The organism is Streptomyces sp. GS7, assembly GCF_009834125.1.
GTDB lineage: Bacteria > Actinomycetota > Actinomycetes > Streptomycetales > Streptomycetaceae > Streptomyces.
Genome location: NZ_CP047146.1, coordinates 8,387,023 through 8,412,230, shown reverse-complemented (window position 1 = coordinate 8,412,230; position 25,208 = coordinate 8,387,023). Strand labels below are relative to the sequence as shown.

At 71.9% G+C, this 25,208-nt stretch carries 32 protein-coding genes and 1 pseudogene; 9 read left to right on the top strand and 24 right to left on the bottom strand.

Annotated elements, in window-relative coordinates; translation table 11 throughout:
• Window positions 1–61 precede the first annotated feature (61 nt).
• From GR130_RS36545 to GR130_RS36535, 3 genes are all read right to left on the bottom strand, one after another.
• On the bottom strand, window positions 62–799 hold the full coding sequence (locus GR130_RS36545) for a MerR family transcriptional regulator (protein WP_159508666.1): 738 nt from the start codon (window positions 797–799) through the stop codon (window positions 62–64).
• A gap of 44 nt (window positions 800–843) precedes the next feature.
• Window positions 844–1,755, bottom strand: coding sequence for an alpha/beta fold hydrolase (locus GR130_RS36540; protein ID WP_159508665.1), 912 nt, complete (start codon window positions 1,753–1,755; stop codon window positions 844–846).
• Between the two features lie 156 nt (window positions 1,756–1,911).
• Window positions 1,912–2,508: a dihydrofolate reductase family protein gene (locus GR130_RS36535; RefSeq protein ID WP_159508664.1), complete on the bottom strand. Its 597-nt coding sequence runs from the start codon at window positions 2,506–2,508 to the stop codon at window positions 1,912–1,914.
• A 197-nt stretch (window positions 2,509–2,705) separates the two neighbouring features.
• Between GR130_RS36535 and GR130_RS36530 the strand changes: the two genes are divergently transcribed.
• Complete coding sequence (locus GR130_RS36530) at window positions 2,706–3,071, top strand: hypothetical protein (RefSeq protein WP_159508663.1); 366 nt, start codon at window positions 2,706–2,708, stop codon at window positions 3,069–3,071.
• Here the strand turns inward: GR130_RS36530 and GR130_RS41720 are convergent.
• Window positions 3,045–3,314 (bottom strand): annotated as a pseudogene (locus GR130_RS41720) (maleylpyruvate isomerase N-terminal domain-containing protein); the annotation flags it as partial. The gene GR130_RS36530 and the pseudogene GR130_RS41720 sit on opposite strands and share 27 nt — an antisense overlap.
• 32 nt (window positions 3,315–3,346) lie before the next feature.
• Window positions 3,347–4,285: a putative protein N(5)-glutamine methyltransferase gene (locus tag GR130_RS36525; RefSeq protein ID WP_159508662.1), complete on the bottom strand. Its 939-nt coding sequence runs from the start codon at window positions 4,283–4,285 to the stop codon at window positions 3,347–3,349.
• Between the two features lie 616 nt (window positions 4,286–4,901).
• Between GR130_RS36525 and GR130_RS36520 the strand changes: the two genes are divergently transcribed.
• From GR130_RS36520 to GR130_RS36510, 3 genes are all read left to right on the top strand, one after another.
• Window positions 4,902–5,321 carry a hypothetical protein gene (locus GR130_RS36520; protein ID WP_159508661.1) on the top strand — a complete coding sequence of 140 codons (420 nt, stop codon included), beginning with the start codon at window positions 4,902–4,904 and terminating at the stop codon, window positions 5,319–5,321.
• Complete coding sequence (locus tag GR130_RS36515) at window positions 5,318–5,704, top strand: winged helix-turn-helix domain-containing protein (protein ID WP_443043734.1); 387 nt, start codon at window positions 5,318–5,320, stop codon at window positions 5,702–5,704. Before GR130_RS36520 ends, GR130_RS36515 begins: the two co-directional genes overlap by 4 nt.
• Before the next feature lie 167 nt (window positions 5,705–5,871).
• On the top strand, window positions 5,872–6,858 hold the full coding sequence (locus tag GR130_RS36510) for an aldo/keto reductase (RefSeq protein WP_159508660.1): 987 nt from the start codon (window positions 5,872–5,874) through the stop codon (window positions 6,856–6,858).
• Between the two features lie 158 nt (window positions 6,859–7,016).
• Here the strand turns inward: GR130_RS36510 and GR130_RS36505 are convergent, their stop codons facing one another.
• Together GR130_RS36505 and GR130_RS36500 are read right to left on the bottom strand one after the other, a co-directional pair.
• Entirely contained in the window at window positions 7,017–7,391 is a 375-nt protein-coding gene (locus GR130_RS36505) for a VOC family protein (protein ID WP_159508659.1), read from the bottom strand.
• Window positions 7,391–7,972, bottom strand: a complete 582-nt coding sequence (locus GR130_RS36500; protein ID WP_159510456.1) for a TetR/AcrR family transcriptional regulator — start codon at window positions 7,970–7,972, stop codon at window positions 7,391–7,393. Before GR130_RS36500 ends, GR130_RS36505 begins: the two co-directional genes overlap by 1 nt.
• A gap of 378 nt (window positions 7,973–8,350) precedes the next feature.
• On the opposite strand from GR130_RS36500, the gene GR130_RS36495 reads away from it, so the two are divergent.
• Complete coding sequence (locus tag GR130_RS36495; protein ID WP_159508658.1) at window positions 8,351–8,767, top strand: VOC family protein; 417 nt, start codon at window positions 8,351–8,353, stop codon at window positions 8,765–8,767.
• A gap of 50 nt (window positions 8,768–8,817) precedes the next feature.
• On the opposite strand, the gene GR130_RS36490 is transcribed toward GR130_RS36495, so the two are convergent.
• Window positions 8,818–9,231: a VOC family protein gene (locus GR130_RS36490; protein WP_159508657.1), complete on the bottom strand. Its 414-nt coding sequence runs from the start codon at window positions 9,229–9,231 to the stop codon at window positions 8,818–8,820.
• Window positions 9,232–9,353: 122 nt separating this feature from the next.
• Between GR130_RS36490 and GR130_RS36485 the strand changes: the two genes are divergently transcribed.
• Complete coding sequence (locus tag GR130_RS36485; RefSeq protein ID WP_159508656.1) at window positions 9,354–9,929, top strand: TetR/AcrR family transcriptional regulator; 576 nt, start codon at window positions 9,354–9,356, stop codon at window positions 9,927–9,929.
• Window positions 9,930–10,366: 437 nt separating this feature from the next.
• On the top strand, window positions 10,367–10,666 hold the full coding sequence (locus GR130_RS36480; RefSeq protein WP_159508655.1) for a hypothetical protein: 300 nt from the start codon (window positions 10,367–10,369) through the stop codon (window positions 10,664–10,666).
• A 281-nt stretch (window positions 10,667–10,947) separates the two neighbouring features.
• On the opposite strand, the gene GR130_RS36475 is transcribed toward GR130_RS36480, so the two are convergent.
• The 4 genes from GR130_RS36475 to GR130_RS36460 form a co-directional block, all read right to left on the bottom strand.
• Window positions 10,948–11,514, bottom strand: a complete 567-nt coding sequence (locus GR130_RS36475) for an NADPH-dependent FMN reductase (protein WP_159508654.1) — start codon at window positions 11,512–11,514, stop codon at window positions 10,948–10,950.
• Window positions 11,515–11,635: 121 nt separating this feature from the next.
• Window positions 11,636–12,067 (bottom strand): ankyrin repeat domain-containing protein, encoded by a 432-nt coding sequence (locus GR130_RS36470; RefSeq protein WP_159508653.1) that lies wholly within the window; start codon window positions 12,065–12,067, stop codon window positions 11,636–11,638.
• A 249-nt stretch (window positions 12,068–12,316) separates the two neighbouring features.
• Window positions 12,317–13,339: an asparaginase gene (locus tag GR130_RS36465; protein WP_159508652.1), complete on the bottom strand. Its 1,023-nt coding sequence runs from the start codon at window positions 13,337–13,339 to the stop codon at window positions 12,317–12,319.
• A 49-nt stretch (window positions 13,340–13,388) separates the two neighbouring features.
• Entirely contained in the window at window positions 13,389–14,153 is a 765-nt protein-coding gene (locus tag GR130_RS36460) for an RsiG family protein (protein ID WP_236573823.1), read from the bottom strand.
• Window positions 14,154–14,327: 174 nt separating this feature from the next.
• Between GR130_RS36460 and dtd the strand changes: the two genes are divergently transcribed.
• Window positions 14,328–14,753 carry a D-aminoacyl-tRNA deacylase gene (dtd, locus tag GR130_RS36455; protein ID WP_159508651.1) on the top strand — a complete coding sequence of 142 codons (426 nt, stop codon included), beginning with the start codon at window positions 14,328–14,330 and terminating at the stop codon, window positions 14,751–14,753.
• Window positions 14,754–14,883: 130 nt separating this feature from the next.
• Here the strand turns inward: dtd and ygfZ are convergent, their stop codons facing one another.
• The 6 genes from ygfZ to GR130_RS36425 all read right to left on the bottom strand — a co-directional run bounded on the left by ygfZ (window position 14,884) and on the right by GR130_RS36425 (window position 20,073).
• Window positions 14,884–15,864, bottom strand: a complete 981-nt coding sequence (gene ygfZ, locus GR130_RS36450; RefSeq protein WP_159508650.1) for a CAF17-like 4Fe-4S cluster assembly/insertion protein YgfZ — start codon at window positions 15,862–15,864, stop codon at window positions 14,884–14,886.
• Window positions 15,865–15,895: 31 nt separating this feature from the next.
• On the bottom strand, window positions 15,896–16,342 hold the full coding sequence (locus tag GR130_RS36445) for a Fur family transcriptional regulator (RefSeq protein WP_159508649.1): 447 nt from the start codon (window positions 16,340–16,342) through the stop codon (window positions 15,896–15,898).
• Window positions 16,343–16,363: 21 nt separating this feature from the next.
• The gene (locus tag GR130_RS36440; protein ID WP_159508648.1) at window positions 16,364–17,383 is read right to left on the bottom strand and encodes an ABC transporter substrate-binding protein; all 1,020 of its coding nucleotides are present in this window, start codon (window positions 17,381–17,383) and stop codon (window positions 16,364–16,366) included.
• 8 nt (window positions 17,384–17,391) lie between these two features.
• On the bottom strand, window positions 17,392–18,210 hold the full coding sequence (locus GR130_RS36435) for an ABC transporter ATP-binding protein (RefSeq protein ID WP_159508647.1): 819 nt from the start codon (window positions 18,208–18,210) through the stop codon (window positions 17,392–17,394).
• Window positions 18,210–19,253 (bottom strand): FecCD family ABC transporter permease, encoded by a 1,044-nt coding sequence (locus tag GR130_RS36430; RefSeq protein ID WP_159508646.1) that lies wholly within the window; start codon window positions 19,251–19,253, stop codon window positions 18,210–18,212. Before GR130_RS36430 ends, GR130_RS36435 begins: the two co-directional genes overlap by 1 nt.
• A gap of 232 nt (window positions 19,254–19,485) precedes the next feature.
• The gene (locus GR130_RS36425) at window positions 19,486–20,073 is read right to left on the bottom strand and encodes an FABP family protein (protein ID WP_159508645.1); all 588 of its coding nucleotides are present in this window, start codon (window positions 20,071–20,073) and stop codon (window positions 19,486–19,488) included.
• Window positions 20,074–20,381: 308 nt separating this feature from the next.
• On the opposite strand from GR130_RS36425, the gene GR130_RS36420 reads away from it, so the two are divergent.
• Window positions 20,382–20,747, top strand: coding sequence for a DsrE family protein (locus GR130_RS36420; protein WP_159508644.1), 366 nt, complete (start codon window positions 20,382–20,384; stop codon window positions 20,745–20,747).
• 57 nt (window positions 20,748–20,804) lie between these two features.
• On the opposite strand, the gene GR130_RS36415 is transcribed toward GR130_RS36420, so the two are convergent.
• The 6 genes from GR130_RS36415 to GR130_RS36395 all read right to left on the bottom strand — a co-directional run bounded on the left by GR130_RS36415 (window position 20,805) and on the right by GR130_RS36395 (window position 25,199).
• Window positions 20,805–21,104 (bottom strand): DUF3099 domain-containing protein, encoded by a 300-nt coding sequence (locus tag GR130_RS36415; protein ID WP_159508643.1) that lies wholly within the window; start codon window positions 21,102–21,104, stop codon window positions 20,805–20,807.
• Window positions 21,105–21,298: 194 nt separating this feature from the next.
• Window positions 21,299–21,601, bottom strand: coding sequence for a DUF1416 domain-containing protein (locus tag GR130_RS36410; protein WP_159508642.1), 303 nt, complete (start codon window positions 21,599–21,601; stop codon window positions 21,299–21,301).
• A 41-nt stretch (window positions 21,602–21,642) separates the two neighbouring features.
• Window positions 21,643–22,488, bottom strand: coding sequence for a sulfurtransferase (locus GR130_RS36405; RefSeq protein ID WP_159508641.1), 846 nt, complete (start codon window positions 22,486–22,488; stop codon window positions 21,643–21,645).
• Window positions 22,489–22,654: 166 nt separating this feature from the next.
• The gene (locus tag GR130_RS42145) at window positions 22,655–22,762 is read right to left on the bottom strand and encodes an Ms5788A family Cys-rich leader peptide (protein WP_363152786.1); all 108 of its coding nucleotides are present in this window, start codon (window positions 22,760–22,762) and stop codon (window positions 22,655–22,657) included.
• A gap of 217 nt (window positions 22,763–22,979) precedes the next feature.
• Window positions 22,980–23,681, bottom strand: coding sequence for an LmeA family phospholipid-binding protein (locus GR130_RS36400; protein ID WP_159508640.1), 702 nt, complete (start codon window positions 23,679–23,681; stop codon window positions 22,980–22,982).
• 252 nt (window positions 23,682–23,933) lie between these two features.
• Window positions 23,934–25,199 (bottom strand): hypothetical protein, encoded by a 1,266-nt coding sequence (locus tag GR130_RS36395; RefSeq protein ID WP_159508639.1) that lies wholly within the window; start codon window positions 25,197–25,199, stop codon window positions 23,934–23,936.
• Window positions 25,200–25,208 lie beyond the last annotated feature (9 nt).

The window sequence follows — 25,208 nt, the reverse complement described above, 5'->3', positions numbered from 1 at the left end:
TCGGTCCGGTGCCGGGGCAGCGGCTACCGCGGCACTCCGGCACGTGGCCGGGGTGCCGGCTTCAGCTGTCGTGCCCGGCGGTTCGGCGCCGCTCGGCGCGGTGTGCGAGCGCATCGACGATGCGTTGCCATGCCGGTGACGCATCGGAGATCCGGGAGGAGACCAGCTTCCGGTACCCCGCCCGGCTGCCGTCCCGTTCGTGTGCGATCTCCCAGGTGTCCAGCTCGTCGATGAGCCGGTCCAGGCGTGGATCGTGCGGATCCCAGTCGACTGATCGGTCACAGGCGAGATACAGGCGCGTCGTCTCGGGGTCGTCGAAGCCGGCGTTCTTCTCCCGTATCCGCTGCGGCACGGCGTGCGGCTCCAGCGCCTGCATCAGGATCCACGCGTCGCGCTCGACCCGTACCCTCAGTTCGCCGATCCCGAGACCGCGCATCCGGTCCAGGAGCGCGACCACCTCGGGGGGCAGCACAAGCCTTTCGCCGCCGGCCAGTTCGGCGATCCGGCGGCGGTATGCGGTGAGCTGGTCGATCTTGCGCTGCAATGCGGCGTCGAGGTCGGTGACGGCCGCGGCGAATTCGGCCGGCTGCGCATGCAGCATCGCGTCGATACGGGCCAGCGGCACCCCCGCATCGGCGAGGGTCCTGATCCGGATGAGATCCACCGCCGCCTGCGCGCCGTAGCGGCGGTAGCCGGAGGCATCGCGCTCGGGCTCGGGCAACAGCCCGACGTGGTGGTAGTGGCGAACGGTGCGCACGGTCACGCCGGCGGTTGCCGCGAGCTGGCTGATCGTGAGCACCGTCCCCCTCGGGTCTTCGTCAAACGTGGTCGCGCCGAGTCTAGTTAGGGGCGAACTCGGTCGAGGGCGTCGCGAATCGCCTGGACCACGGCATCGGGCCGGTCGAAGCAGAGCCGGTGGTGGACGGTGTCGGAGAGGATGCGTTGTTCCCCGTCCGAGACCGCGCTCACCAGGGCCGCGTCCATCCTCGTGTGGCCGTCATGCATCTCTCGCAGCGTCCGCTCCGACGTCAGCGCCTGCTGGGCGGGGTCGCTGCCGACCACGGTGAGAGCGACCAACGGGACGTCGGGAAGGTCCGGCCCGGCCCGCAGTTCGGTGGCGAGTTCGGCCAACTTGGTGCGCTCGGCGATGCCGGACCGGGTCCATTCGTCACTCGCCTTGGCATCGATCAGCGCCTGCCGTATGTGCTCCGGGTAGTCCGCGAGCAACTCGGCGCCCATCTCGCGCAGGGCCGGGCGCATCCGTTCCAACTGCTCCCGATCAGGTGCCATCTGCTCGACCGCGGCCAGACCCGCCGCGGGCGGCATGAAGTCGTCCCAGTCGCGGTGCAGGGCATCCAACCAGACCAGCCCGGCCACGTCCTGCGGGTACAGCTGCGCGAACCGGTGCGCGTAGAAGCCGCCGAGGGAGTGCGGCACCAGAACGTAGGGGGCGGCGATGTCCTGGGCGCGCAGCACCTCGCGCAGTTCCGTGGCGACCGCGGTGGCGGTGCGCGGCAGCGGGAGGGGATCGCTGTAGCCCGTGCCGCCGCGGTCGTACACCACGGCGGTGGTGAACCGCGAAACCTGTTGCTGGACACCGAAGTAGTCCAGGCCGACCGCGCTGGCGCCCGGCAGGAACACCACGGCCGGTCCGCCGCCGCCCGACCGATGCACGAAGACGCGACGGCCGTCGATCTCCTGGAACCCTCCGATCGGCGGCGCGAGCCGCGTCGGGGAAGTGCTGTTGTTCGTCATGCGACCAGGCTCCAACCCTGACGCAGGGGCAGGGTCAACCCCTTCCGCCGCCGCACCCGAAACGTGCGCGGTACGCGCCCGCAGCCGCCGCGACGTACGCGGACGCCGAGCCGTTTCGCCGCCGGGGGCGGGCCCGTAGGGCCCGCCGCGCCTGCCCTAACCCTTCGCGGTCGGCCGGTATGTGCACACGTGGACGCCGGTGCCGCTGGTGACCGTGGAGACCAGCTCCAGCGGGCGCTGCACACCGTCGTCGGGGAAGATCGTCTTTCCGCCGCCCAGCAGCACCGGCATGATCACGAGCCGGAGTTCGTCGACCAGGCCCTCGCGCAGCAGGGTGCGGACGAGGGTGGGGCTCCCCATGACCAGCAGGTCGCCGCCCTCGGTGCCGCGCAGCTCCCGGATACGGGCGACGGCCTCGTCACCGGGGATGCGGGTGGTGTGATCCCACGTCAACTCGTTGTCGCCGAGCGTGTGGGACACCACGTACTTCGGGATGGCGTTCATCCGGTCGGCGAACGGGTCGCCGGCCCGCTCGGGCCACGCCGCAGCCATCGTCTGCCACGTACGGCGCCCGAACAGCAGCGCCTCGGCCTTGGTCAGCGCGTCGGCGAAGGCGCCGCCCACGACCTCCGGGTCGAAGAACGGGTGCGACCAGCCGCCGTGGGCGAAGTCGCCGTCGGTGTCCTCCTCGGGGCCGCCCGGCGCCTGTACGACGCCGTCCAGGCTGATGAACTCGCTGATCACGATGCGCATGGGACTCGCTCCTGGGGTCTTCGTTCTTCAAGGGTGACGGCAGGGAGACTGCCGTGTCGCGCCGAAATCATCGCGCCCACGGAAACCCACGGGCGTGATGTGGCACACCCGCGCCCGACAGTGTTGGCACACCCGCGCCCACCGGTGTCCTGACACCGCCGCGCGTGCGCCACCGCCCCCGGCCTACCGTGGGGCGGGTGAGAAAGGACCACCAGCTCCGGCGGCTGACCGTCGGCGAGGAGTGCTGGCTGTGGTCGGTGCGCCACCGGCACGACGGGCAGACGCCCTGCCGCGAGGTCCTCTCGCTGCGCCGCGACGGCACCCGGGCGGTGCTCCGCATCGTCTTCCGGGCCGGCCCGGGGCGCCGGGTGCCCGACGGGCTGCTGCACTCCGGAGCGGTGATGGACGATCGGCGCCGGGTGCTCAACCTGCACGAGCCGGGCGTCGTACGCCGTTTCCTCGACGAGGCGCGATCGCGCGGCCGGCTGCCGTCGGCCCCCGGCGTGACGGAACTCGACGGCTGGCCGCTGTTCGACGCGATCGCCGGGGACAGCAGCAACTGACCGGTGGGCGAAGGGGGTTGCACGAGCCGGCCGCCGCCCCTCACTGCCGGACGTCGCCCTGGTCCGTACGATCCGGTCCGCCCGGCGGTGGGCGCCGCCGATGTGCCGTATCAGCTCGCGGAGTGTCCGGCCAGGGCAGCCGGGGACGGGCGCCGCGAAGTCCGCGCCGTCGGCATGGGACGTCAACAGCGCGGTCTGTGCGGTGGTTTCGACCCAGTGGCGGTCAAAGCTCAGCGAACCCATGCCCCCACCGTAAATCGCGCCACTGACAGCGCTCAGCCTCCTGTCGCCGCCTCCCGGCCGTCCGCCCCTCTGCCATCCGCCCCTCTGCCATCCGCCCCTCTGTTGTCCGCCCCTCTGCCGTCCGGCCGGGTGCCGATGACGACCGTGGCGTAGAGCTCGTCGCAGGTGGCCACCCGAGGGGCCAGACCGTTGCGGGCGAAGGTCTCCACGGCCCGCGGCGCCTGGAGTTCGCTCGTCTCGACCAGCAGATGGCCGCCGGGCGCCAGCCACCGCGGCGCCTCGGCGGTCACCCGCCGCAGCACATCGAGCCCGTCCGCGCCGCCGTCGAGCGCCACCAGAGGTTCGTACTCGCGCGCCTCCGGGGGCAGCAGCCCGACCTCTTCGGTGGGGACGTACGGCACATTGGCCACCAGGACGTCGATACGGCCCCGGAGGCGGGCGGGGAGCGGAGCGAAGAGATCGCCCTCGTAGACCTGGCCGCCGGCCGCGGCTACGTTGCGGCGGGCGCAGCGTACCGCCGCCGGCTCGATGTCGGCGGCGTACAGCTCGACCCCGTCCACGGCCGCGGCCAGCGCGGTACCCACCGCGCCGGAGCCGCAGCACAGGTCGACGGCCACCGTGCCGCGCCCGGTCCGCCCGGTCCGCCCGGCGGCCCGGCGGCCCAGGTCCACGGCCTGGCCGAGAAGGAACTCGGTGCGCCGCCGCGGTACGAAGACCCCGGGGTCCACGGAGATCCGCAGCCCCGCGAACTCGGCCCAGCCGAGGACGTGTTCCAGGGGGCGCCCGGCCGTCCGCCGCACCACCATGGCGGCGAGGTCGGCCGGCGTGGCCGCGGCGGAGATCAGCAGTTCGGCCTCGTCCTCGGCGAAGACACAGCCGGCGCTGCGGAGCGCGGTGACGACGGCGGAGCGGGAGAGCCCGGCCGAGAGGGGCGACGGAGAAACAGGGTGTGATGACGAGAGTGACGACATGGGGAACCTTTCGGGACGCCGATGGGCGCTTCCCGGGTCATGTCTGTCGGTCGGTCACCTGAATCGGGTGGACGCACGGACATGAGACGGGAGCACCTGCCTGGTCTGGCGGGGAATCGGTCTCACCTCCTCGGTTAGTGCGCTGACGACCTGCGCACACCGGTGCGTGGATGCGCCGGTGGCCGGGGCAACAGTACCTGACCTGGGCCGTGTCCCCGTGAACTCCCTTCCCTGCCGCCGCGAAACGGTCGCCGGCGCCGTGGTCCGCGGTTTCCGGCGTGGCTGCAGTTCAGCCACTCCCGCCTTGTTGTCGCCCGTGTCCATCGGGGCGGGCCTGCCATGCCACCGTCCTTCCGGCGCGCCGGTCTTCCCCCACTCTCCACCTCCACGAGCGGATGGCTGGAAAGTACTTGTGATATTGGAAAGTACTTGTCAGCATGATGAGTGCCGGAGGCGGGAGACCGCGACGCAGCAGGCGGGGGAACGTGACGACGGCGTAGGCGAGATGGCATCCGCGAGGCGCAGCGGATGAACATGACGACGAGGAAGACGACGACGTCGAGGAAAGCAACGACGTCGACGAAACGGTCGGACGAAGCAGTCAGGGGGAAGTGGCATGGGGGAGTACGCCTCAAGCGACGCGGCAGCCGCGCTGGCCCGCGCACAGGCGCTGGGTTCAACGGTCCGCGAGGGCGGCAAGTGGTATGTGCGCTACCAGGTGATCTACGGTCTCGCCGCCGGTCTGATGGTGCTGTCCATCGGTCTGTTGAAGCATCCATACGGTGTCGCAGTCGGCGGCGGGATCTGGTGCGCCGCCATCGCCGGGCTTTCGGTCTACGCGGTGCGGCAACCCGTCGCCCGGCTGGGGCTCGGGCGGCGGCAAACGGTGATGATCGTCCTATGGGGGCTGCTCCACAACGCGGTGCTGACGCCCGGCATGATCTGGTTCCGGGGAGTCGCGGCCTGGTGGATGGTGGGAGCGGCGGTGGTTGCCCTCCCCGGCCTGATAGGCGGATATCTGGAGGCCCGGCGGTGACGGATCCGCACAGTGCGACCACCCCGCCGCCTCAGGCCGCGGCGGCCCCGCGCGCGGGAAGTGCGGGAGGTGCGGGAGGTGCGGGCAGCCATCCGCGCCATGGGCTCGACGAGGTCATCCACGCCCCGGTGCGCTTCTCCATCGTGGCGACCCTGGCGGCCGCCGACAAAGCCGAGTTCGCCTTCGTCCGCGACACGGTCGAGGTGAGTGATTCGGTCCTGTCGCGGCAGGTGGCCGTTCTGGAGAAGGCCGGCTATGTGGCGGTCACCAAGGGATATGTGGGCAAGCGCCCGCGCACCTGGCTCTCCCTCACGGGGGACGGCCGGACCGTGTTCGCGGCACACTGCCAGGCGCTGCGGGCGATAGCCGGCGGTGGCGGCTGACGGCGGCTGACGGCGGCCGAGTCGGCGGTTCCGGGCCGCGGTTGACTTCGAGCGCTCTCCAACTCATACCGTCTACAACGGAATGCGGAACACCCGCAGCAACATCACCGCCGCAGTCGCCGTGGCCCTCGCCACCGCAGGCGCAGCACGTGCCAGGAGGAAGCAGCATGTCGGAGATTTCCACCCGTCACCTTGGTGAACTGGCGGTTTCCGCCCAGGGACTCGGCTGCATGGGAATGAGCCACGGGTACGGGTCCTCGGACGACGACCAGTCCATCGCGACCATCAACCACGCGCTCGACCTCGGTGTCAGCCTGCTGGACACCTCCGACTTCTACGGGGCCGGACACAACGAAGAGCTGATCGGCCGGGCCATCGCCGGGCGGCGGGACGAGGTCGTGCTGGCGACCAAGTTCGGCTTCGCCAACCGGCTCGGTGAGCCGACCCGGATCCGCGGCGACGCCGCCTTTGTACGCGAGGCGTGCGACGCGTCGCTGCGCCGGCTCGGCGTCGACCACATCGACCTCTACTACCAGCACCGCGTCGACCCCGACGTTCCGATCGAGGAGACCGTGGGGGCGATGGCCGAACTCGTCACGGCGGGCAAGGTGCGGCACCTCGGGCTCTCCGAGGCGGGCCCGGAGACCCTCCGGCGGGCGCACGCGGTGCATCCGATCGCCGCGCTGCAGAGCGAGTGGTCGCTGTGGTCCCGGGATCTGGAGCGGGAGATCGCGCCGGTGTGCCGCGAACTCGGCATCGGCCTGGTCCCGTTCTCGCCGCTCGGCCGCGGCTTCCTGACGGGGCGTTACACCTCGGTCGAGGGGCTGGCGGAGACCGATGTGCGCCGCACCCAGCCGCGCTTCGCCGACGGCAACCTGGAGCAGAACCTCGCCATCGTGGAGAAGCTCAACGAACTCGCCGCGGAGAAGGGCGTCACCGCCGGGCAGCTGGCGCTGGCCTGGGTCCAGCACCGGGGCGACGACGTCGTCCCGATTCCGGGCACCCGCCGCCAGAAGTACCTGGAGGAGAACCTGGGAGCGCTGGAGGTGACGCTGTCCGCCGAGGAGCTGGACACCATCGACGCCGCGGCTCCGCTCGACCGGATAGCCGGCACGCGCTACGACGAGGTGAACATGACGTTCGTCGGCCGGTGACGCGTCGCGAGGCGTGAGCCGCGCGGGCGGCGGCCCGGGAGGCGGTGTCCCTCGCCCCCGGACCGCCGGGCGTCGTCTCTCGCCCCGCAGGCCCACTTCCCGAGGCCGGTGGCCCCTGCATTCGCCCCTCTGACAGGCGCCACCAGCCCCTTCTACCGTCAGGCCGGGGACATCACTTCATAGAGATTGCGGTCGGCGTCGACGAAGAACAGGCCGCGGGGGCACAGGGGGTGGTCGATGCGGTGGTTGTCCGGGTGGGCGGGGTCGTTGCCGTAGGGGACGCCCGCGGACCGGAGGCGGGCCAGGACCGCGTCGAAGGTTTCCGGGTCGACGTCGAAGGCCAGGTGGTGCCCTTCGGGGTCCGGGACGGTCATGAAGTCGAGGGTGAGCGTCTCGTTCACCCGCACCGGGGCGAAGTGGCCGTTGCGGCCGGCCGGCGGGAGTTCCGGGAGGCCCATGACCGAGGCGAAGAAGCGGGCCGCCGCGCGGTGGTCGGTGGCCGGGACGATGGTGTGGTTCAGGGTGACGGCCATCAGTTGCCCCCGGGGGTCTTCAGGGTGCCGTGGAGGAGTACGGAGAGGAGTTCCTGGGGGGCGAGCGGAGCGTCGCCCTCGTTCACCGGCGTGGTCATGCGGGTGAAGAGCAGGCCCAGAAACGCGGAGGCGACGCGCTCGGGGCTGAGGCGCAGCGCGTCCCGGTCGGGTTCGATCAGCTCGGCCACGGCCTCGCGCAGCGCGGCGAGGGACTGTGCCCGGCTGTCCTGCGGGGGGCGTTCACCGGGCCCGGCGTCGGGCGTACGGTCGCGGCCGCGGCGGTGTCCGGAGGCGTAGAGACTGCCGACGACGGCGCCCATCCGCTCCGTGTGGGCGCAGAGCGCCTCGGCGGCTTCGGTGAGCCGTGCGTCCAGCGGTTCGTCGAGGGGGATGGAGGCCAGCTCGCGCAGCACGTGTTCCGTGCCGACGGCCTCTGCCACGCAGGCGTCCAACACTTCGTCCTTGTCCTTGAACGCGCGGAAGATGGTCGCCTCGCCGATACCGGCGGCGCGGGCGATCTGGCTGGTGGTGACCGCCGCACCGAACTCCGCGACGAGGGGCAGCGTCGCCGCGACGATCATGGCCCGGCGCTGCTCGACGTTCATGCCCGGGGCACGGCGTCGGGGCGCAGGGGACTCCTGGGGAGCTGTGGGTGGTGTCATGCGCCCCACGGTACGGAGTGAGTGCTCACTCCGTCAAGGGTTCGCGCAACAGGCGTACGCCCGCAGGCATCCCTAAACTCTTTGCAACAGCTCTCTGCGGCGACTCCTGGCAGCGACTCTCCGCAGCGACTCCTTGTGGCAACTCTTTGCAGCGGGCTCCCCCGCAGTGCGGAAAGACCGCCGGCCGCCATCCGCGACCCACCATCCGCGACCCACCACCCCCTGGCCGCTCACCCCGGCCGCCGGTCCCACCCCAACCCCCTGCGAGCCCCCGACCGAACGGGAGGACGGCACACCATGGACTGGAAGCTGGAGCTGGTACCGATTCCGGTGAGCGATGTGGAACGGGCGAAGCGCTTCTACAGCGAGCAGGTGGGGTTCGTCGTCGACCACGACATCTCGCTCGGCGACGGCGTACGCATCGTGCAGCTGACCCCGCCGGGTTCCGGGTGCTCGATCGTCCTCGGTGCCGGCAGCGGTGTGGCCGGGGCGAGCCCCGGGTCGGTGCAGGGCGTGCAGCTGGTGGTGTCCGATGTGGCCGCGGCCCGGGGTGAGTTGATCGCGCGCGGGGTGGCGGTCGGGCCCGTGCAGCACGTGGAGAACGGGGAGATGGCCGACGGGCCCGGCGGGGCGTGGAATTCGTTCGTCTACTTCCGCGACCCCGACGGGAACGGTTGGGCGGTACAGCAGCGGCCCGCCGAAGGGGGCGCGTGAGGGGCCGCTCGCCTACGGCCCCTGCGCTTCCCTACGGCCCCTGCGCGCCCCTACAGTCCCTGCGCGGCCATCCAGTCCGGGTCGGCGTCGATGGTCTGGAGTACCTCGATCAGGGTTCCTTCCGGGGCCCACACGTTGAAGCGGCGCTGACCCCAGGGTTCGTCCCGCAGGGGTTCGGCGATGGGGACGTCCTTGGCGCGCAGTGCGGCCTCCTCGGCGGCGGCATCCGCCACCAGGAACCCCAGCAGTACGCCGCCGGTCTCCTGCGCGCGGAACCGCTCGGGCATGGACTCGTGGCCGCGCACCATGAAGTCCAGTGCGAAGTCGGGGTGTTGGGGGTGCTGAAGGCTGGCGTACCAGCCGAGGTCGACCAGCGGCTCGAAGCCGAAGTGGTCGACGTAGAAGCGGACGCTGGCGGCGAGGTCGTCGGTGAGCAGGGCGGTGCCGAGTTTGGTGAAACGCATGGGGGTCCCCTCCGAAATGGAAGCCGCACGATTGCGACCACTCCAGTTGTAGTACTCTGACTGTAGTGGTTGCAAGTCCTTTGGCGTGGCAAAGTTCCCGGAAGGGGAAAGAGGAGGTCCGCATGGTGCGAAACCCGCAGCGGCGTACGGCGCTGCTGGACGCCGCGATCGAGGTGCTGGCACGGGACGGGGCGCGGGGGCTGACCTTCCGTGCCGTCGACGCGGAAGCGGCGGTGCCGGTGGGCACCGCCTCCAACTACTTCGCCAGCAGGGACGATCTGCTGGCCCAGGTCACCGGGCAGATCCACCAGCGCATCGCGCCCGATCCGGCCGAGGTGACCGCGGTGATGCAGGCGCCGCCGACCCGGGCGCTGGTCGCCGAGCTGATGCGCTGGATCAACCGCCGGGTCGCCGAGAACCGCACCGGATACCTGGCGATGCTGGAACTGCGGCTGGAGGCGACGCGGCGGCCGGAACTGCGGACGGCGCTGACCCAGGTCATCCGCGAGACGCTGGACGACGACATCCGCTTCCACCTGGAGGGCGGACTGCCGGGCGACCGTACGGCCGTGGTCCTGATCTATCTCGCGATGACCGGACTGATGCTGGAGCAGCTCACGCTGCCCGGGGTGGTGCCGGAAGGGGAGACCGACGGGCTGATCGCGGCGCTGGTCGACCGCACTGTCGGGCCCGACTAGGGCCCCGTCGGGCGACGTTCGCCTCCTTGGGCTCCAAGTGCCACGTCGATCGACAGGTTGATGTGTGATCGACGCCGGCAGAGCGCGCGCAGCCGAGGCTGCCGGCGCTGTAGCTGTTGCGCGTCAGACGCCTCGTGCGTCTCTCGCGCGTGACCGCAGGGCCCGCGCGCACCGCCGCGGACGAGTCGCACCCGCGGCCGGGGATCGCGGTGGTCCAGTCCACGTGCGGTCGCCGTCGCGGCTCCGTGAGGGTTTCGCACCGCGGCATGCGGCCGGGAGCGTCGGCTGAGCATGCCCCGCGCCGGGCGGTGCAGAGAGAGTCTGGGTCGGAACCGGCACCGGGCGACGTCACCGCGATGGCCCGCGCCGACCGGCAGAACCGTCCGACCGCGGTGAGGATGGGCGGGACACAAGGGGGGAAGCGAAAGGATCTGATCATGTTCCGCTCGACTGCCACGGTACTGGCCGCTACCGCCCTCACCGGCCTCCTGGGCGCCGGTATAGCCAACGCCGCGCCCGACCAGCCCCAGGCCCCTGCGGTCACCCAGCAAGTGCAAGGCGGCCACGGTGGCCACGGCTGCGGCCACGGCCACGGCGGCGGCGTCGGTGTAGGCGGTGTCGGCGACGGCGCCCGTGACGTCGGTGTCGGTGTCGGCGGCGTCGACGCCTGCGCCACCGTCGGTGTCGGCGGCCTCGGCCGCAACGGCAACGAAGGTGTCGGCGTCGGCGGCCTGTGAGGTTCTCGCAGCTGTTCCCTCCCGGCACCCGCCTCGTGCGGGGGCCGGGAGACTGCGGCCGACGGCAGGCACGAGAACCCCGCCCGGCTGTACCGAAGAACGGTCTTCGACTCCGCTCCTGCCCGGCCTGTGAAGCCGAAGCAGTCTGAAGCAGTGATCCTTCCGCCGGATCGCCAGTCGGCCGGTCCGGGATGACCCACCCCGATCGGCTGCCACGCCGACGGGACGGCAGAACGCGTGCGGGGGATCGACGGCGACGAGGGCAGACGGCTACCGCGGCACTAGGCGGCGTACGGGCGCACCGTACGCGCTTCCCTGAGGGCCACCGCCCACCAGGTCAGCTGGCGGAGCAGGGCGTCGGCGGCCTGGCCCGCGGGCGCCGGGTCGCGCAGCTGCCCCGCCTCGTCGAAGGGCTTGGCGGTGAGCACGAAACTGACCGTCTCGCGGACCGTTGTGGCATGCAACTCGGCGAATACCAGGCGCAGTTGCTCGACCGCGCGCAGGCCACCGGAGATCCCGCCGTACGAGACGAAGCCGACCGGCTTGGCCCGCCACTGCGCGTACAGCAGGTCGATGGCGTGCTTGAGCGGCGCCGGGAAGGAGTGGTTGTACTCCGGGGTGATCACCACGTAGGCGTCCGCCTGCTCGACGCGCTTCGCGAAGCTCTCGAACTCCTCGCTGCCGGGCCGGAGTTCGTACGGGCGGACGACGTCCAGGTCGATGACGTCGAGGTCGATCTCCGGGTGGGCCGAAGCGTGCCGGGTGAACCAGTTCGCAATGACCGGGGCGAACCGGCCTTCCCGGGTGCTGCTGACGATGACGGCGAGGGTGTAGCGGGGCGCGGACATGCGGGGTCCTTCGTCATGGAGGGATGGAGACACACGGCGCTGTCGCCGCGTCACGCCCAGACGCTAAGACCCCAACTGGACTTGAGGTCAAGGGCGGGGGTGCGGCACCCCCGCCCCGCCCTCACTCCGCGCCGAACAGCTCCAGCAACTCCGCCTTCTGGAACATCCGGGCCGTCTCGATCGCCGACGGCGTCCCGGCAGCCGGGTCCGCACCGTGCGCCAGCAGGACCTTGACGACCTCGTCCTCCCCCTTGAACACCGCACCGGCGATGGGGGTCTGCCCCCGGTCGTTGACCCGGTTGGCATCGCCGCCGCGCTGCAACAGGGCCTCCACGGTGGCGGCGTGGCCGTGGTACGCGGCGAGCATCACGAGGGAGTCGCCCTTGTCGTTCGTGAGGTTGGCGGGCACGCCCGCGTCCACGTACGCGGCGACGGTATCGGTGTCGCCGTGCCGCACCAGGTCGAACACCTTGGCCGCGAGCTGCAGCACCTCGGGGTCATGCGCGTGCTCGATCGCCTCGGGCCCCTGCGGCTCGGTATTCGCGTCGCTCATGGTCGCCGGCCTCCTGCTGTGGTGGATGGTGCGCTGTCTCATCGCCACTTTATGCAGGTCACCATTGCTGCGGCAGCGGTGACGCAACGCCGTTTGCGCACAGCACACGGACGCCGTCCGGCACCGTGGGTCGGCGCCACCGTCCGCCGGCCGGCGACGGCGCAGGGCCGGAGGGATGTAGCGAGGCCCACCCCCACCCACAGGGCAACGAGGCCCGCCCCACCCACAGAGCGAGCCCCACCGCGAACCTCAGAACGCCGCGCGAATCTCCCCCACGCGGACGCCGCCGCCATGCAGCGGCACGTCCTCGATGCGCGACAGCACCGGATCGTCGATCCCCAGGTGGCGCAGCACGCGGGCCAGAACCGGCCCCAGCGTGCGCGTGGCACCATCGTCGATCTTGAACGCGAGGGCCCGCCCATCGGGCAGCGCCAGCGCCTGGACGGCCTCGGCGCCCATCTTGGAGAGGGTGCCCGGCAGCGCCCGCATCAGCCAGGTGTCCGGCCGCCGCGTCCCCGCGACGTACTCGGGGTGGGCCCGCATCGCGTCGGCGACCCGGCGCTCCGGCGTCCCCGGCTCCGCGCACACGAAGTACCGGTACGAGCGCGCCAGACCGGTGAGCGACAGCGACATCAGGGGCGCCCCGCACCCGTCGGTGCCGATGTGCGCGACATCCTCGCCGCCGGCCGTGCGCACCACGTCGAGGATCAGCTGCTGGAGCGGGTGACCCTGCTCCAGGTACGTGTCCAGCGGCCAGCCGTTCAGCGCGCACGCGGCGAGCATCGCGGTGTGCTTGCCGGAGCAGTTCATCGTGAGGCGGTCGCGGACGTTGCCGGCCGCGAGGTAGTGTTCCGCCTCCTCCGGATCCAGCGGCAGGTCCGGCGGTGTCTGGAGGTGCTCGGCGGTGAGGTCGTACTCGGCGAGCATGCTGCGCACAAGATCGAGATGGAACGTTTCGCCGGAGTGGCTCGCGGCGGCCAGCGCGAGCCGCTCACCGGAGAGGTCGAGCCCCGCGCGCAGGATGGCCGCGGCCTGCATGGGCTTGTTCGTGGAGCGCGGGAAGACGGGCGCGGTGACATCGCCGAGGGCCCAGTCCACGCTGCCGTCGGCCGCCAGCACCACCAGCGAGCCGCGGTGCCGCCCCTCGACGAAGCCGGAGCGGAACACCTCGGCGAGCACGGGAGACGGCACCGACGGAGCGGACGGCACGGACGGCACCGCCTCCGGCGAGGCCGACGGCTCGGGTATCGGGGTGGGCGAGGACGAGGTCATCGGCGGCCTTCCGGGGACATGACCCGCGCCCCGGAGGCTTCTGGCCCGGTCAGGACAGCAGGTCGTCGACTTGCGCTTCTCCTTCACGGTACCTGCGGGCGATTTCGGCACTGCAATCGTCGGTCGTGCGCTGCAGGGACTGACGGCGCTGCGAGATCTGCCGCTCGTAGCGGATCAGCCGCCCCATGGCGTCGTGCAGCTCGTCGTCCGTACGGGCCGTGAGGTCCGACAGCTCGACCTCGCCGAGCATCTCGTCCGCCAGCCGTCGGTACTCCTCGCTGTGCGGGGTGCCGAGCGTCACATGCCGGGCGGACGAGCGCTGCCGCGACGGGACGTCCGTGAGGATCTCCGGGAGCCGGTCGAGGACCGGCGAGTGCGGCGCCGTACGGCGGGCGATCTCCGCCCGGAGGATGTCGATCCGGCCCTGGAGCAGCCGCCGCAGATAGCTGAGGTCGGCCTCCTCCTGCTGGGAGTCGCGGCGCACGACGCGGAGTTCGGGCAGGCCCAGGCCGGACAGCTCCGGGGTGTCGGCCGGCCGGAGGCGGTCGCGCTGCTGCGGAGGGCGGGGGGTCTTCGCCTGGCCTGCCTGGAGCATGGGGCCATCCTTGGTGCGGGCGGGCTCGCCGCGAGCGGGCGCCGGGGTCGTGGTGGTGGTCGGGGCGGCCGGGGTCTCCGGGGCGGTCGGTCTCGAACGGCCGGACGGCGGGGTGGCGTCGCCGGGCGCCGTACGGCCGGAGGATGGCGTGGCGCCGCCGGGAGTCGTACGGGCAGGTGGTACGGGGCCGGGTGTCTGTCCGGCGCCGATGGTGCTCATGAATCGTTCCGTCCCCTCGTCCGGTGCCGCATCCAGGGCATGTTGTCCGTGAAACGCACCGCGTGCACGCATCGTGCCACTCTGCGAGGTCCATGTGCAGGGCCATGGCACCCGAACGGCCCTTGTGGGGGTACCAGTCCCGCAGGCCCCGGGCCGCCCGGCATGATGGCGGGTATGCGAGCTGTGGTGCAGAGAGTGGATGGCGCGCGCGTCGTGGTGGCGGGCGAGACGGTCGGGGAGATCGTCGGAGAAGGGCTGTGCGTGCTGGTGGGGGTCACTCATGACGACACCCCGGAGAAGGCCGCGCAGCTCGCCCGGAAGCTGTGGTCGGTGCGGATTCTCCAGGGGGAGAAGTCCTGTTCGGACAATGGGGCGCCGCTGCTGGTGATCAGCCAGTTCACTCTCTACGGTGACGCCCGCAAGGGCCGTCGCCCCACCTGGAACGCCGCCGCTCCCGGGCCGGTCGCCGAACCGCTGGTCGACGAGGTCGTGGCGCGGCTGCGGGCGCTCGGGGCGCAGGTGGAGACCGGGCGGTTCGGCGCGGACATGAAGGTGTCGCTGACCAACGACGGGCCGTTCACGGTGCTGTTGGAGGTCTAGGGTCTGTCCGACCCCGCCCCATCGGGCCGACCCCGGTGCCTGTCCAATGGGGCGGAACCCAGTGCCCGCCCCGCCCCATTGGACAGGCACCGGACGGACAGGCACCGGACCCGCCCGCGCGCGCCGACCGCTACGGCTCGACGACGACCTCCTGGGCCGCCGCGGTGTCGCCCGCCATCAGCCGGGCGTCGGTCGGTACGTTGCGCTTGACCAGCGCCAGCGCGATCGGGCCGAGTTCGTGGTGGCGGGCCGAGGTGGTGATGAAGCCGAGCTGGCGGCCCTCCTCGCCGTCCGCGGCCAGCCGTACCGGCGTGCCGTGCGGCGGGAGATGGACCTCGCTGCCGTCCAGGTGGAGGAAGACCAGCCGGCGCGGCGGCTTGCCGAGGTTCTGGACGCGGGCGACGGTCTCCTGGCCGCGGTAGCAGCCCTTCTGGAGGTGCACGGCGACGCCGATCCAGCCCAGCTCGTGCGGGATGGTGCGATGGTCGGTCTCCAGCCCCAGCCGCGGGCGGTGGGCCTCGACGCGCAGCGCCTCCATGGCCAGGATGCCGATCGCCGGGCCGTTGGCGGCGGCGAACGACTCCAGCTGCTCGCGGGGCAGGAAGAGGTCGCGGCCGTGCGGGGTCTCGCGGACGACGGTGCCTTCGGGGGCGTCGGTGATGGAGCCGGCCGGCAGGTGCACCACGGCGATCTCGCCGGTGCGGTCGGCGATCTCGACGCGGTAGAAGAACTTCATGCTCTCCAGGTAGGCGAGCAGCGCCTCCTGGTCGCCGGGCTCGGTGTGCATCCAGGTCGTCTCGCCGTCGTCGACCAGGTAGAGCGCGTGCTCGATGTGGCCGTGCGCGGAGAGGATCAGCGCCTCGGTGGCCTGGCCGGGCGGCAGGTCGCTGACGTGCTGGGTGAGCAGCAGGTGCAGCCAGCTCAGCCGCTCGGGGCCGGAGACGGTGACCACGCCGCGGTGCGAGAGGTCCACGAAGCCGGAGCCGTCGGCGAGCGCACGTTGCTCCCGGAAGAGGTCGCCGTAGTGCGCGGCGACGCCTTCGTCGGGGGCCTCGGCGGGGACGGCGCCGGGCAGCGACAGCAGCGGGCTGGCGGATGAATGTCGCAGCATGGGGCCAGCCTACGACCAGGGGGTGCGGGCGCTAGCTGGCGCCCTGGTCGGGCCGGGCCGCCTTGGCCGCGCAGCCCTTGCACCGTCCGAAGATCGCGAAGTGCTTCATGTCCGTCTCGAAGCCGAACTGCTTGCGGAGCGTGGCGGCGAACGGCTCGGCGACCGAGAGGTCGGCCTCGATGACGTCGGTGCAGTCCCGGCACACCAGGTGGATGTGGTGGTGCCGGTCGGCGAGGTGGTACGTCGGTGCGCCGTGCCCGAGGTGGGCGTGGCTGACCAGGTCCAGCTCCTCCAGCAGCTCCAGGGTGCGGTAGACGGTGGAGATGTTGATGCCGCCCGCGGTCTTGCGCACCTCGTTGAGGATGTCGTCGGGGGTGGCGTGCTCCAGTCTGTCCACCGCCTCCAGCACCAATTGCCGCTGCGGGGTCAGGCGGTATCCGCGCCTGCGGAGGTCGCTCTGCCAGTCGGTGGTCACCACACGGCCAGTGTAGGAGGGCGGTCAGTCCGTGTGCACGCCCCGGAGATAGCGGGCGAGGTCGCTGATGGCGGTGGGGTTGCGGGGGCTCTCGACGAGGTCGGCGTAGTCCATGACGTAGATCCGGTGGTGCCTGATCGCGGAGACGTTCGCGAGCGGGGCGTAGGACTCCAGGAACGCCTTCTTCTGCGCGGCGGAGGTCTCGCCGTAGTTGTTGACGACGATGACGTCGGGGTCGCGGGCGACGACGGTCTCCCAGCCGACGGTGGTCCAGGAGTCCTTGAGGTCCTTCATGACGTGGTCGCCGCCGGCCTTGGTGATGATGTCGTGCGGCCCGGCGTACCTGCCGGCGGTCAGCGGCTTGTCGCGGCCGTCGTCGTAGAGGAAGACGGAGGGGCGGTCGGCGGGGGCGGGGGCCTTCGCGGCGGCCTCGGCGACCTGCGCCTTGTACCGCGCGATCAGGGCGTCGGCGCGGTCCTCCACGTGGAAGAGCCTTCCGAGCGCCGCCAGGTCGGTGTAGAGCGCCTCCAGGGGCGGCATCACCCCGCGGGCGCTTGCGGCGGGGCCCTTGCGGCAGGACTCGGTCAGGACGTAGCTGTCGATGCCGACCTTCTTGAGGGCGGCGGGGGTGAGGCCGTTGCCCTCGCCGAAGCCGTAGTTCCAGCCGGCGAAGACCAGGTCGGCCCTGGCGTCCAGGGCCATCTCCTTGGTGATGGCCTTCTTGGACAGCCAGGGGACCTTGTCGTACGCGGCCTTCCACGGGACGGTGCTGAGATCGCCCTTGTCGTCGGGCATGACGTAGCCGGCCATCCGGTCCTCCAGGCCGAGCGCGAACATGATCTCGGTGATGCCGACGTCGTTGGTGACGACCCGGCGCGGCGCGCGGGAATAGGTCGTCCGCGTACCGCAGTTGGTGAGGGTGACGGGGCGGTCGTCCGAGGGGCGGTGGGCTGCGGTGCCGGTGTCGGGGGCGATGTGCGCGCCGCAGCCGGTGAGCGCGAGGGCGAGGACGGCGAGCAGGGCGTCGGGGCGGCGGATGCGCATGGCGCTCCTCATGACGGGGGCGGGGACGGGGGCGTGTCCAGGCGGTCGAACAGCAGCTGGAGCGCGCCCGATTCGGGATGGCGTACGCGATGGGCGCGCACGCCGAACACGTCGGCCAGCAGCTCCGGCGTGAGGACGTCGTGCGGCGTTCCGGAGGCGGCGATCCGCCCGCCGGCGATGACGTGGAGCTCGTCGCAGTGCACGGCGGCCAGGTTGAGGTCGTGCAGCGCGGTCAGCACGGTCGGCCGTTCCCCGGGCTCGGTCGGGGAGCTGCCGCCGCCGCGGACGAGCGCCAGGATCTCCAACTGCTGGGCGATGTCCAGGTGGTTGGTGGGCTCGTCGAGGACGAGCACCCGCGGTTCCTGGGCGAGCGCACGGGCGATCAGCACACGCTGCTTCTCGCCGCCGGAGAGGCTGAGGAAGCCGCGGTCCGCCAGGTGGGCCGCGCCGACCCGGGACAGCGCACGTGCGCAGATCCGGGTGTCCGCGGCGCTCGCCCGGCCCGAGCCGCGCTGGTGCGGCAGCCGTCCCATCGCGACGACCTCGGCCGCGGTGAAGTCGAAGTCGGTACCCGCCTCTTGGGGGAGCGCGGCCAGCAGCCGGGCGCCCTCGCGGGCGGTCATGGCGTGCAGATCACGGCCGTCCAGCCGTACGGTCCCGGCTGCCGGACGCAGCGCCCGGTAGACGCAGCGCAACAGGGTTGACTTCCCGCTGCCGTTGGGACCGACGAGCCCGACGAGCCGGCCGCTGCCGGCGCTGAGCGTGATGTCGTGGACCAGGCGCCGCCCGGCCACCTCCACGGACAGGCCGGTGATGTCGATCCGCATCAGGCGCCGCCTCCGAAGGAGTAGCCGCGCCGCCGCATCAGCAGCACGAAGCAGGGCACGCCGATGACGGCGGTGATGACCCCGACCGGCAGTTCCACGGGCGCCAGCAGCACCCGCGAGAGCAGGTCCACCCACACCAGCAGCACCGCGCCGAGCAGCGGGGCGACGGCAAGCACCCGGCGGTGGTCGGCGCCGACCAGCATCCGGGCCACATGCGGCACCATCAGCCCGACGAAGCCGATCGCGCCGCTGACCGCGACCACCGCGCCGGTGACCGCGGCGGCCACCACGAACAGTTCGCGGCGCAGCCGCCCGGCGTCCACACCCAGGGCGGCGGCGGTCTCGTCACCCATGGCCAGCGCGTTCAGCCGGCCCGCGGAGAGCGAGAGGTGGGCCAGTGCCGCGGCGACCGCGACCGCGGCGATCGGCACCGAGCCCCAGCCGGCCCCGCTCAGGCTGCCGAGCAGCCACATCATCGCCGAGCGGGCCGCCTCGCCGCGGTCGGCGGTGAACACCATCAGCGTGGTGATCGCGGAGAAGCCGTAGTACATCGCGGTGCCGGTGAGCACCAGCCGCAGCGGGGTCAGCCCATGGGCCGTACGGGCGGCGGCGTAGACCAGGGCCATGGCGACCAGCGCGGAGACGAAGGCCGACACGGACAGCGCCCAGACGCCGAGCGCGGCCAGCGCCCCGAAGAGCAGGACGGCGTTGGCGCCGACCGCCGCGCCGGAGGAGATGCCGAGGACGAAGGGGTCGGCGAGGGCGTTGCGGACCAGTGCCTGGACGGCGACGCCGATGGCGGCGAGGCCGGCGCCGACGACCGCGGCGAGCACGGCACGGGGGAAGCGCAGCTCCCAGACGATGGTGTACGCGGCGACCTCGTCGGCCCGGATGGTGCCGCCGGTCAGCCCGGCGCCCAGGTAGCGCAGGACCTGCGGCCAGCCGACGCCGGCCGCGCCGAGGCCGACCCCGCAGAGGACGGAGCCGAGGAGGACGACGGCGAGGGCGGCCACCAGAGGGGTGGTACGGGCGGGTGGTGCCAAGGGGCGCACGCTTCCGGCTCGGGCCGTGCGTACGGAGACCCGTACGGGAAGGAGCGGCGGCCCGGAGCGCGAGGCGGGGCGGCGTCCCCTCGCAGTCCACGGCGAGTTGTCAGGATCCTGCGCCGCCGCGGGCGATCGGGCTTACGGAAGGGGCTTCCGTTTACCGTTGCGGGTCAGCGCCGGACTCTCACCGGACTTCCCCCGCGGGGCGCGTCAAACAGGGTGGTGCCGGTCAGCCCTCGTAGGGCGTGCCGTCGGGGCGGAAGAAGGAGACCCCGTCCGGCAGGTCGTCGGGCAGGCTCTCGGCCCACTCCTGGAGGCCGGTGACCTTCTTGAGGTGCGCGGACATGTACGGGCGCAGCGGCACGTCCGGGGTGGCCTTCTCACCGACCCACATCAGGTCGCTGTTGACGTAGCCGTAGAGCCGCTTGCCGCCGCTGTACGGGCCGGCGGCGGCGGTGCGCGCGACGGCGTCGGTGGCCAGGTCGATCTGCGGCTTCTTGTCGGCGAGCTCGCCGTACCAGACCTCGGCCACGCCCTGGTCGCGGATCATCACGACCTCGACCTTGCGGTCCGCGTCGATGCGCCAGAAGCCGGTCTCGCTCTCCAGGGGGCGGACCTTCTTGCCCTCGCTGTCGAGCACCCAGCTGTGCGAGGTGTATTCGAGGAAGTCGCGGCCGTCGTGGGTGAAGATGACCTCCTGGCCGAAGTTGCACTTCTCGGCGCCGGGGAAGTCGGAGACGCCTGCGCCCTCCCAGCGGCCGAGGAGGAAGACCAGCGGCACGAGGGACGGGTTCAGGTCGGACGGGATCTCGATCATCAGCTCAGGCGATCTAGTAGGGGATCGGCAGGAGCGCGCGGGGCGCTCCCATGAAGGGCGGGGTGGCCGGTCGGTCAGCGCTGGCCCTGGTACAGCTTCTTCCAGGTCAGGCCGGCGAAGGCGATCACGCCGACGGCGACCAGGACGAGCAGGGTGGTGAAGACTGCCTCAAGCACGAGCGCGCTCCTTGGGCGGAGTGACGTAATACGGACCGCCTGCGAGTCTAGTCGGCGCCGCTGACGGCGGCGCTGTGAGGTCCACCGCGCCGCGGTGCGGCCCGGCGACCGGCCCGCCCCTACTCTTTCCCCATGGCGAAGAAGCTCGTGATCAAGGTGACGGCGGGTGCGGACGCGCCCGAGCGGTGCTCGCAGGCGTTCACGGTGGCGGCGGTGGCGGTGGCCAGCGGTGTCGAGGTGTCGCTGTGGCTGACCGGGGAGTCGGTGTGGTTCGCGCTGCCGGGGAGGGCGGCGGAGTTCGAGCTGCCGCACGCCGCGCCGCTGCCGGAGCTGATCGACGGGATCCGGGCGGGCGGCGGGGCGATCACCGTCTGCACGCAGTGCGCGGCCCGGCGCGGCATCGAGCAGAAGGACCTGATCGAGGGGGCGGGAATCTCGGGCGCCCAGGTCTTCGTCAGCGAGATCATGCCGGAGGGCGTCCAGGCGCTGGTCTACTGAGCCGGGCGCCGGTCTGCCGGGCGTGTGCCAGGCCCGGCGTCCTGCGCGCTCACCCCTCTACTGCTGTCGGCGCTGCTGGTCGTCCCGGTCGTCCAGCTCGCGCCACCAGCGGTCGGACTCCGCGTCGCCGCACTCGTCCCACCAGCGCTCGCCGGGCTCCCGGCGGTTGCCGACGACCGCGGCGACGGGCGGGATGACCATGGCGACCAGGCACATCGCCACCGCGGCCGGCACCGACCACAGCCGTACCACGCTCCAGGCCAGCACGAACAGCACCAGGCAGACGCCCATCATCACGAAGTACCTGCGATGGCGGCGCTGCGGTGCGGTCAGCGGGTGGTGCGCATGCGCGTACATACGTCCACGGTAAGTCCGCGGCGGCCCGGAATGAAGCCCGGCAAGCCCGGGAAGCCCGGCAAGCCGGGGAAGCCGTCCGGGAACCGGTCCCGGGACGGCGCGGAGGGCCGCACCCCCAGCCAAGGCGTCCAAACCCCTGGGGTGCGGCCCTCCGGCCGTGCGGATCCGTGGACCGGATCCGCACTAGCGTGCCGTCAGACGGCGGTGGCGATGGCGATGGCGACCTCCGCCAGTCCGCCCTTCTGGGCGACGACCGTACGGTCCGCGGTGGCGCCGCCCGGGACGAGCGCCCGCACGGTCCACGTGCCCTCGGCCGCGTAGAAGCGGAACTGTCCGGTCGCGGAGGTGGGGACCTCGGCGGTGAACTCGCCGGTGCTGTCCAGGAGTCGGACGTAACCGGTGACGGGCTGGCCGTCGCGGGTCACGCTGCCCTGGATCGTGGTCTCACCGGGCTTGATCGTCGAGGCGTCGGGGCCGCCGGCCTGTGCTCCACACATAGGGGTACTTCCTTGAGGGGTGAGGGGGAGAGCTCTCTCGGTTACTTGTTGGCGCCGAGCTCGATCGGGACGCCGACCAGCGAGCCGTACTCGGTCCAGGAGCCGTCGTAGTTCTTGACGTTGCTCTGGCCGAGCAGCTCGTGCAGGACGAACCAGGTGAGCGCGGACCGCTCACCGATGCGGCAGTAGGCGATGGTGTCCTTCGCGAGGTCGACGGACTCCTCCTCGTAGAGGGCCTTCAGCTCCTCGTCGGACTTGAAGGTGCCGTCGTCGTTGGCGTTCTTCGACCACGGGATGTTGCGGGCGCTGGGCACGTGGCCGGGGCGCTGCGACTGCTCCTGCGGGAGGTGGGCGGGGGCGAGCAGCTTGCCGCTGAACTCGTCGGGCGAGCGGACGTCGACCAGGTTCTTGGCGCCGATCGCGGCGACCACGTCGTCACGGAAGGCGCGGATCGAGGTGTCCTGGGCCTTGGCCTGGTACTCGGTGGCGGGGCGCTTGGGCACCTGCGCGCCGTCGACCAGGTCGCGGGAGTCCAGCTCCCACTTCTTGCGTCCGCCGTCGAGCAGCTTGACGCTGTCGTGGCCGTAGAGCTTGAAGTACCAGTAGGCGTAGGACGCGAACCAGTTGTTGTTGCCGCCGTAGAGGATGACGGTGTCGTCGTTGGCGATGCCCTTCGCGGACAGCAGCTTCTCGAAGCCCGCCTGGTCCACGAAGTCGCGGCGCACCGGGTCCTGGAGGTCCTGCTTCCAGTCGATCCGGACGGCGTTCTTGATGTGGTTCTTCTCGTAGGCCGAGGTGTCCTCGTCGACCTCGACGATGACGACCTTGGGGTCGTCGATGTGGGCCTCGACCCAGTCGGCGTCTACGAGGACGTCGCTGCGGCTCATGTTCTTCTCCTCCGGGGCAGTTGCGGGGGGCGGGTTTGAGGGGTGCGCACGGGTACTCCGAGTGAGCGCGGCGTGGCCGAAGGCACGCGGCACTGCGCGGGGAACTCGTGAGGGGGACGGCCTCAGGGGGCGGGCCGGCCGGCTGACGACGGGAGCGGACGGCCCGTCAGACAGGGCGACAGAGCATGGCGGCGACGCGGCACAGGTCGACTGCCCGCCGCTTCGTGAGTACCGCCTGTCCCCGTGGACGGAGACCGCTCAATGCGCTCTGCATGCCACCGATCGTAGGGACGGAGAGCGGGGCATGTCACCGGTGTGTCAAATGGCGAGACGTGATTGTCCGCGATATGGGATACGTGTGCCCCGGGCGCGGGCGCGCACCGCCGCGCGGGGCGTCGGTGCAGGTGGGGGGTCTGGCCTGCGGACCGGGGTGTCTCAGGGTGTGGACGGGTGGCGGTCCGGTGGGGCGGTCCGCCACCCGTACGGGCAGGTCAGCCGGTGAGCTTGACGTTGCTGCCGGACGCGGTGACCGTGATGCCCTGCGCGGTCGTGGTCACCTTGTCCAGCTTCAGGTTGCCGGGCAGCTGGTCCAGCTTCCAGGCGTGGTCGGTCTGCGCGCGGACCGACCTCTCGCAGCCGGGGATGGCCCGGCACATCGCCGGGATCCCGTCGGCGCGCACCTGGACGGAATCGCCGTGGACGATGTCGATCGAGCCGGTGACGTCCAGCGAGCTGAGGATCGGGACGTTGGGGGAGATCTTGACCTGGGCGCGGCCGTTCTTCTCGCCGCCATAACTGATCTTGACGCCGCCGCCCGCCGCGTTGGTCAGGTCCGCGAAGCTGATCTCGGCGGTGGCGGTGGCCGAGCCGGCGCTCTCGATGGAGGAGTAGTCGCTGGTCAGCGTGACGTCGCGGAACTGTGCCGACAGGTGCTTGAGGGTCAGCGTGCGGCCCTCGGACTTGGCAGCGAGGTGGTCGAGGTCGGCGTCGACCTCCTGGAGGTTGCGGCTCGCGACCTGGGTCAGGAACGGGAAGCCCTTGATGGAGACGTCGGGGGTCGAGGTGATCCCCTGCATGCTGCGGAGCTTGTCCGCGGCCTTGCCCTCGGCGAAGTTGACCGCGAGGCGGTCGGCGGCCACGAACAGCCCCCCGAATATGACGACCAGGACCAGCAGCACCTTCAGTGCGCGCATCGAACCACTACCCCACATATGACAGTTGGGCCGGGTGTCGCCCCCGGCCGTTGCGTCTACTCCTTATACGCAGACCCCCCGGCCCGCGTTCCCGGGAACCCTAGGGTCTGCCCGGTGGGTCCGGGCAGACCCTAGACGACCCGTCCAGGGCAACGGGAGCGGCGGCCGTGCCGAGCGCGGAATCATGCGCTCGGCACGGCCGCCGGGGTGTGCGCGGGGCACGGGGCCCACGGGTCGCCGTACGGCCGGGGGTCACCCCAGGGCGCGCCCCAGGACGTACACCGCGGGTGCCGCGAGGGCCAGCGGCAGGGCGACGCCGGCCGTCATGTGGACGAAGCGGGACGGGTAGTCGTAGCTGGCCACCCGCAGGCCGATCAGGGCGCAGCCGCCGGCCGCCAGGCCCAGCACGGCGCCGGACGGCCCCAACCCGGTCAGCTGCCCGGCCGCGATACCGGCGCCGGCCGCGGCCAGCAGGGCGATGACGAGGGACAGCACGGAGGGCAGCGGCACCGCCCGGGCGAGGGTCGCCAGCGCGACCGCGGCGGCGCCGACCACCACCGCGTCCGCATCGGCGGCCAGCTGGCCGGAGGCGAGCACCGCCAGCGCGGACGAGGTCAGGCCCGCGGTGAGCGCGTACATCCGCTCGTCCGCGCTGCTGCGGTTGCGCAGCTGGAGGACGAGCACCAACAGGCACCACACGCCGAGCGTGCCGAGAGCCACCAGCGGTGCGTCCTCATGGGGCGTCGCCAGCAGCGCGACATCGGTGGTCACACCGCCGAGGAAGGCCAGCGCGATGCCCTGGCGGGCGGGCCACATGCCGTTCAGTCGGAACCAGCCGGCGGCGGTGACGGCCTGGAGCAGCACCACGGGCACGCAGAGCACCGGGCGGGCGACCGGCGCGGCCACCGCGATCAGCAGCGCGAGCAGGGCGGTCAGCGCGGCCGGCTGGATGCCGGGCGGGATGATCGGCGAGCGGCCCTCGGCGCGGGCGATCTGGTTGGGCTTGAGCGGCGCGGTGGTGACCGGCGCCGAATCGCGGGCGGTGGTGGCGGCCGGTGCGGGCCCGGCCGGTGGCATGGCGGCGGTGGCCGTGGTCTGGTGCTGGGCCGGGACCTGCGCGGCGTAGGCGTCCTGCCCGTAGGCGGCGTGGTGCGGCTGCGCGTACGGGGCGGGGCTGCCGTATCCGTAGGGCTGCTGCGGCTGATGTTGCGGCGGCTGTTGCGGCTGTGGCTGTGGCTGTTGCTGCGGCGGCTGCTGGCCGTAGGCGTCGTACGGCTGCTGCCCGTACGGGTCGCCGTAGATCCGCTGCGGGTTGTACCCGGGGTGCGGGTGCGGGGGAGCGTAGCGGGAGGTGTCGCCGTGCAACGGCGGCGTTGAGGGGTGGTGGTCGGGTGACGGGGGAGCGTAGCGGGAGGTGTCGCCGTGCAACGGCGGCGTTGAGGGGTGGTGGTCGGGTGACGGGTGGGCATGCGGGTCGTACGGGTACTGGTCGGGGTGCTGCGGCTGGTTGTCGCTCATGATCGGTTG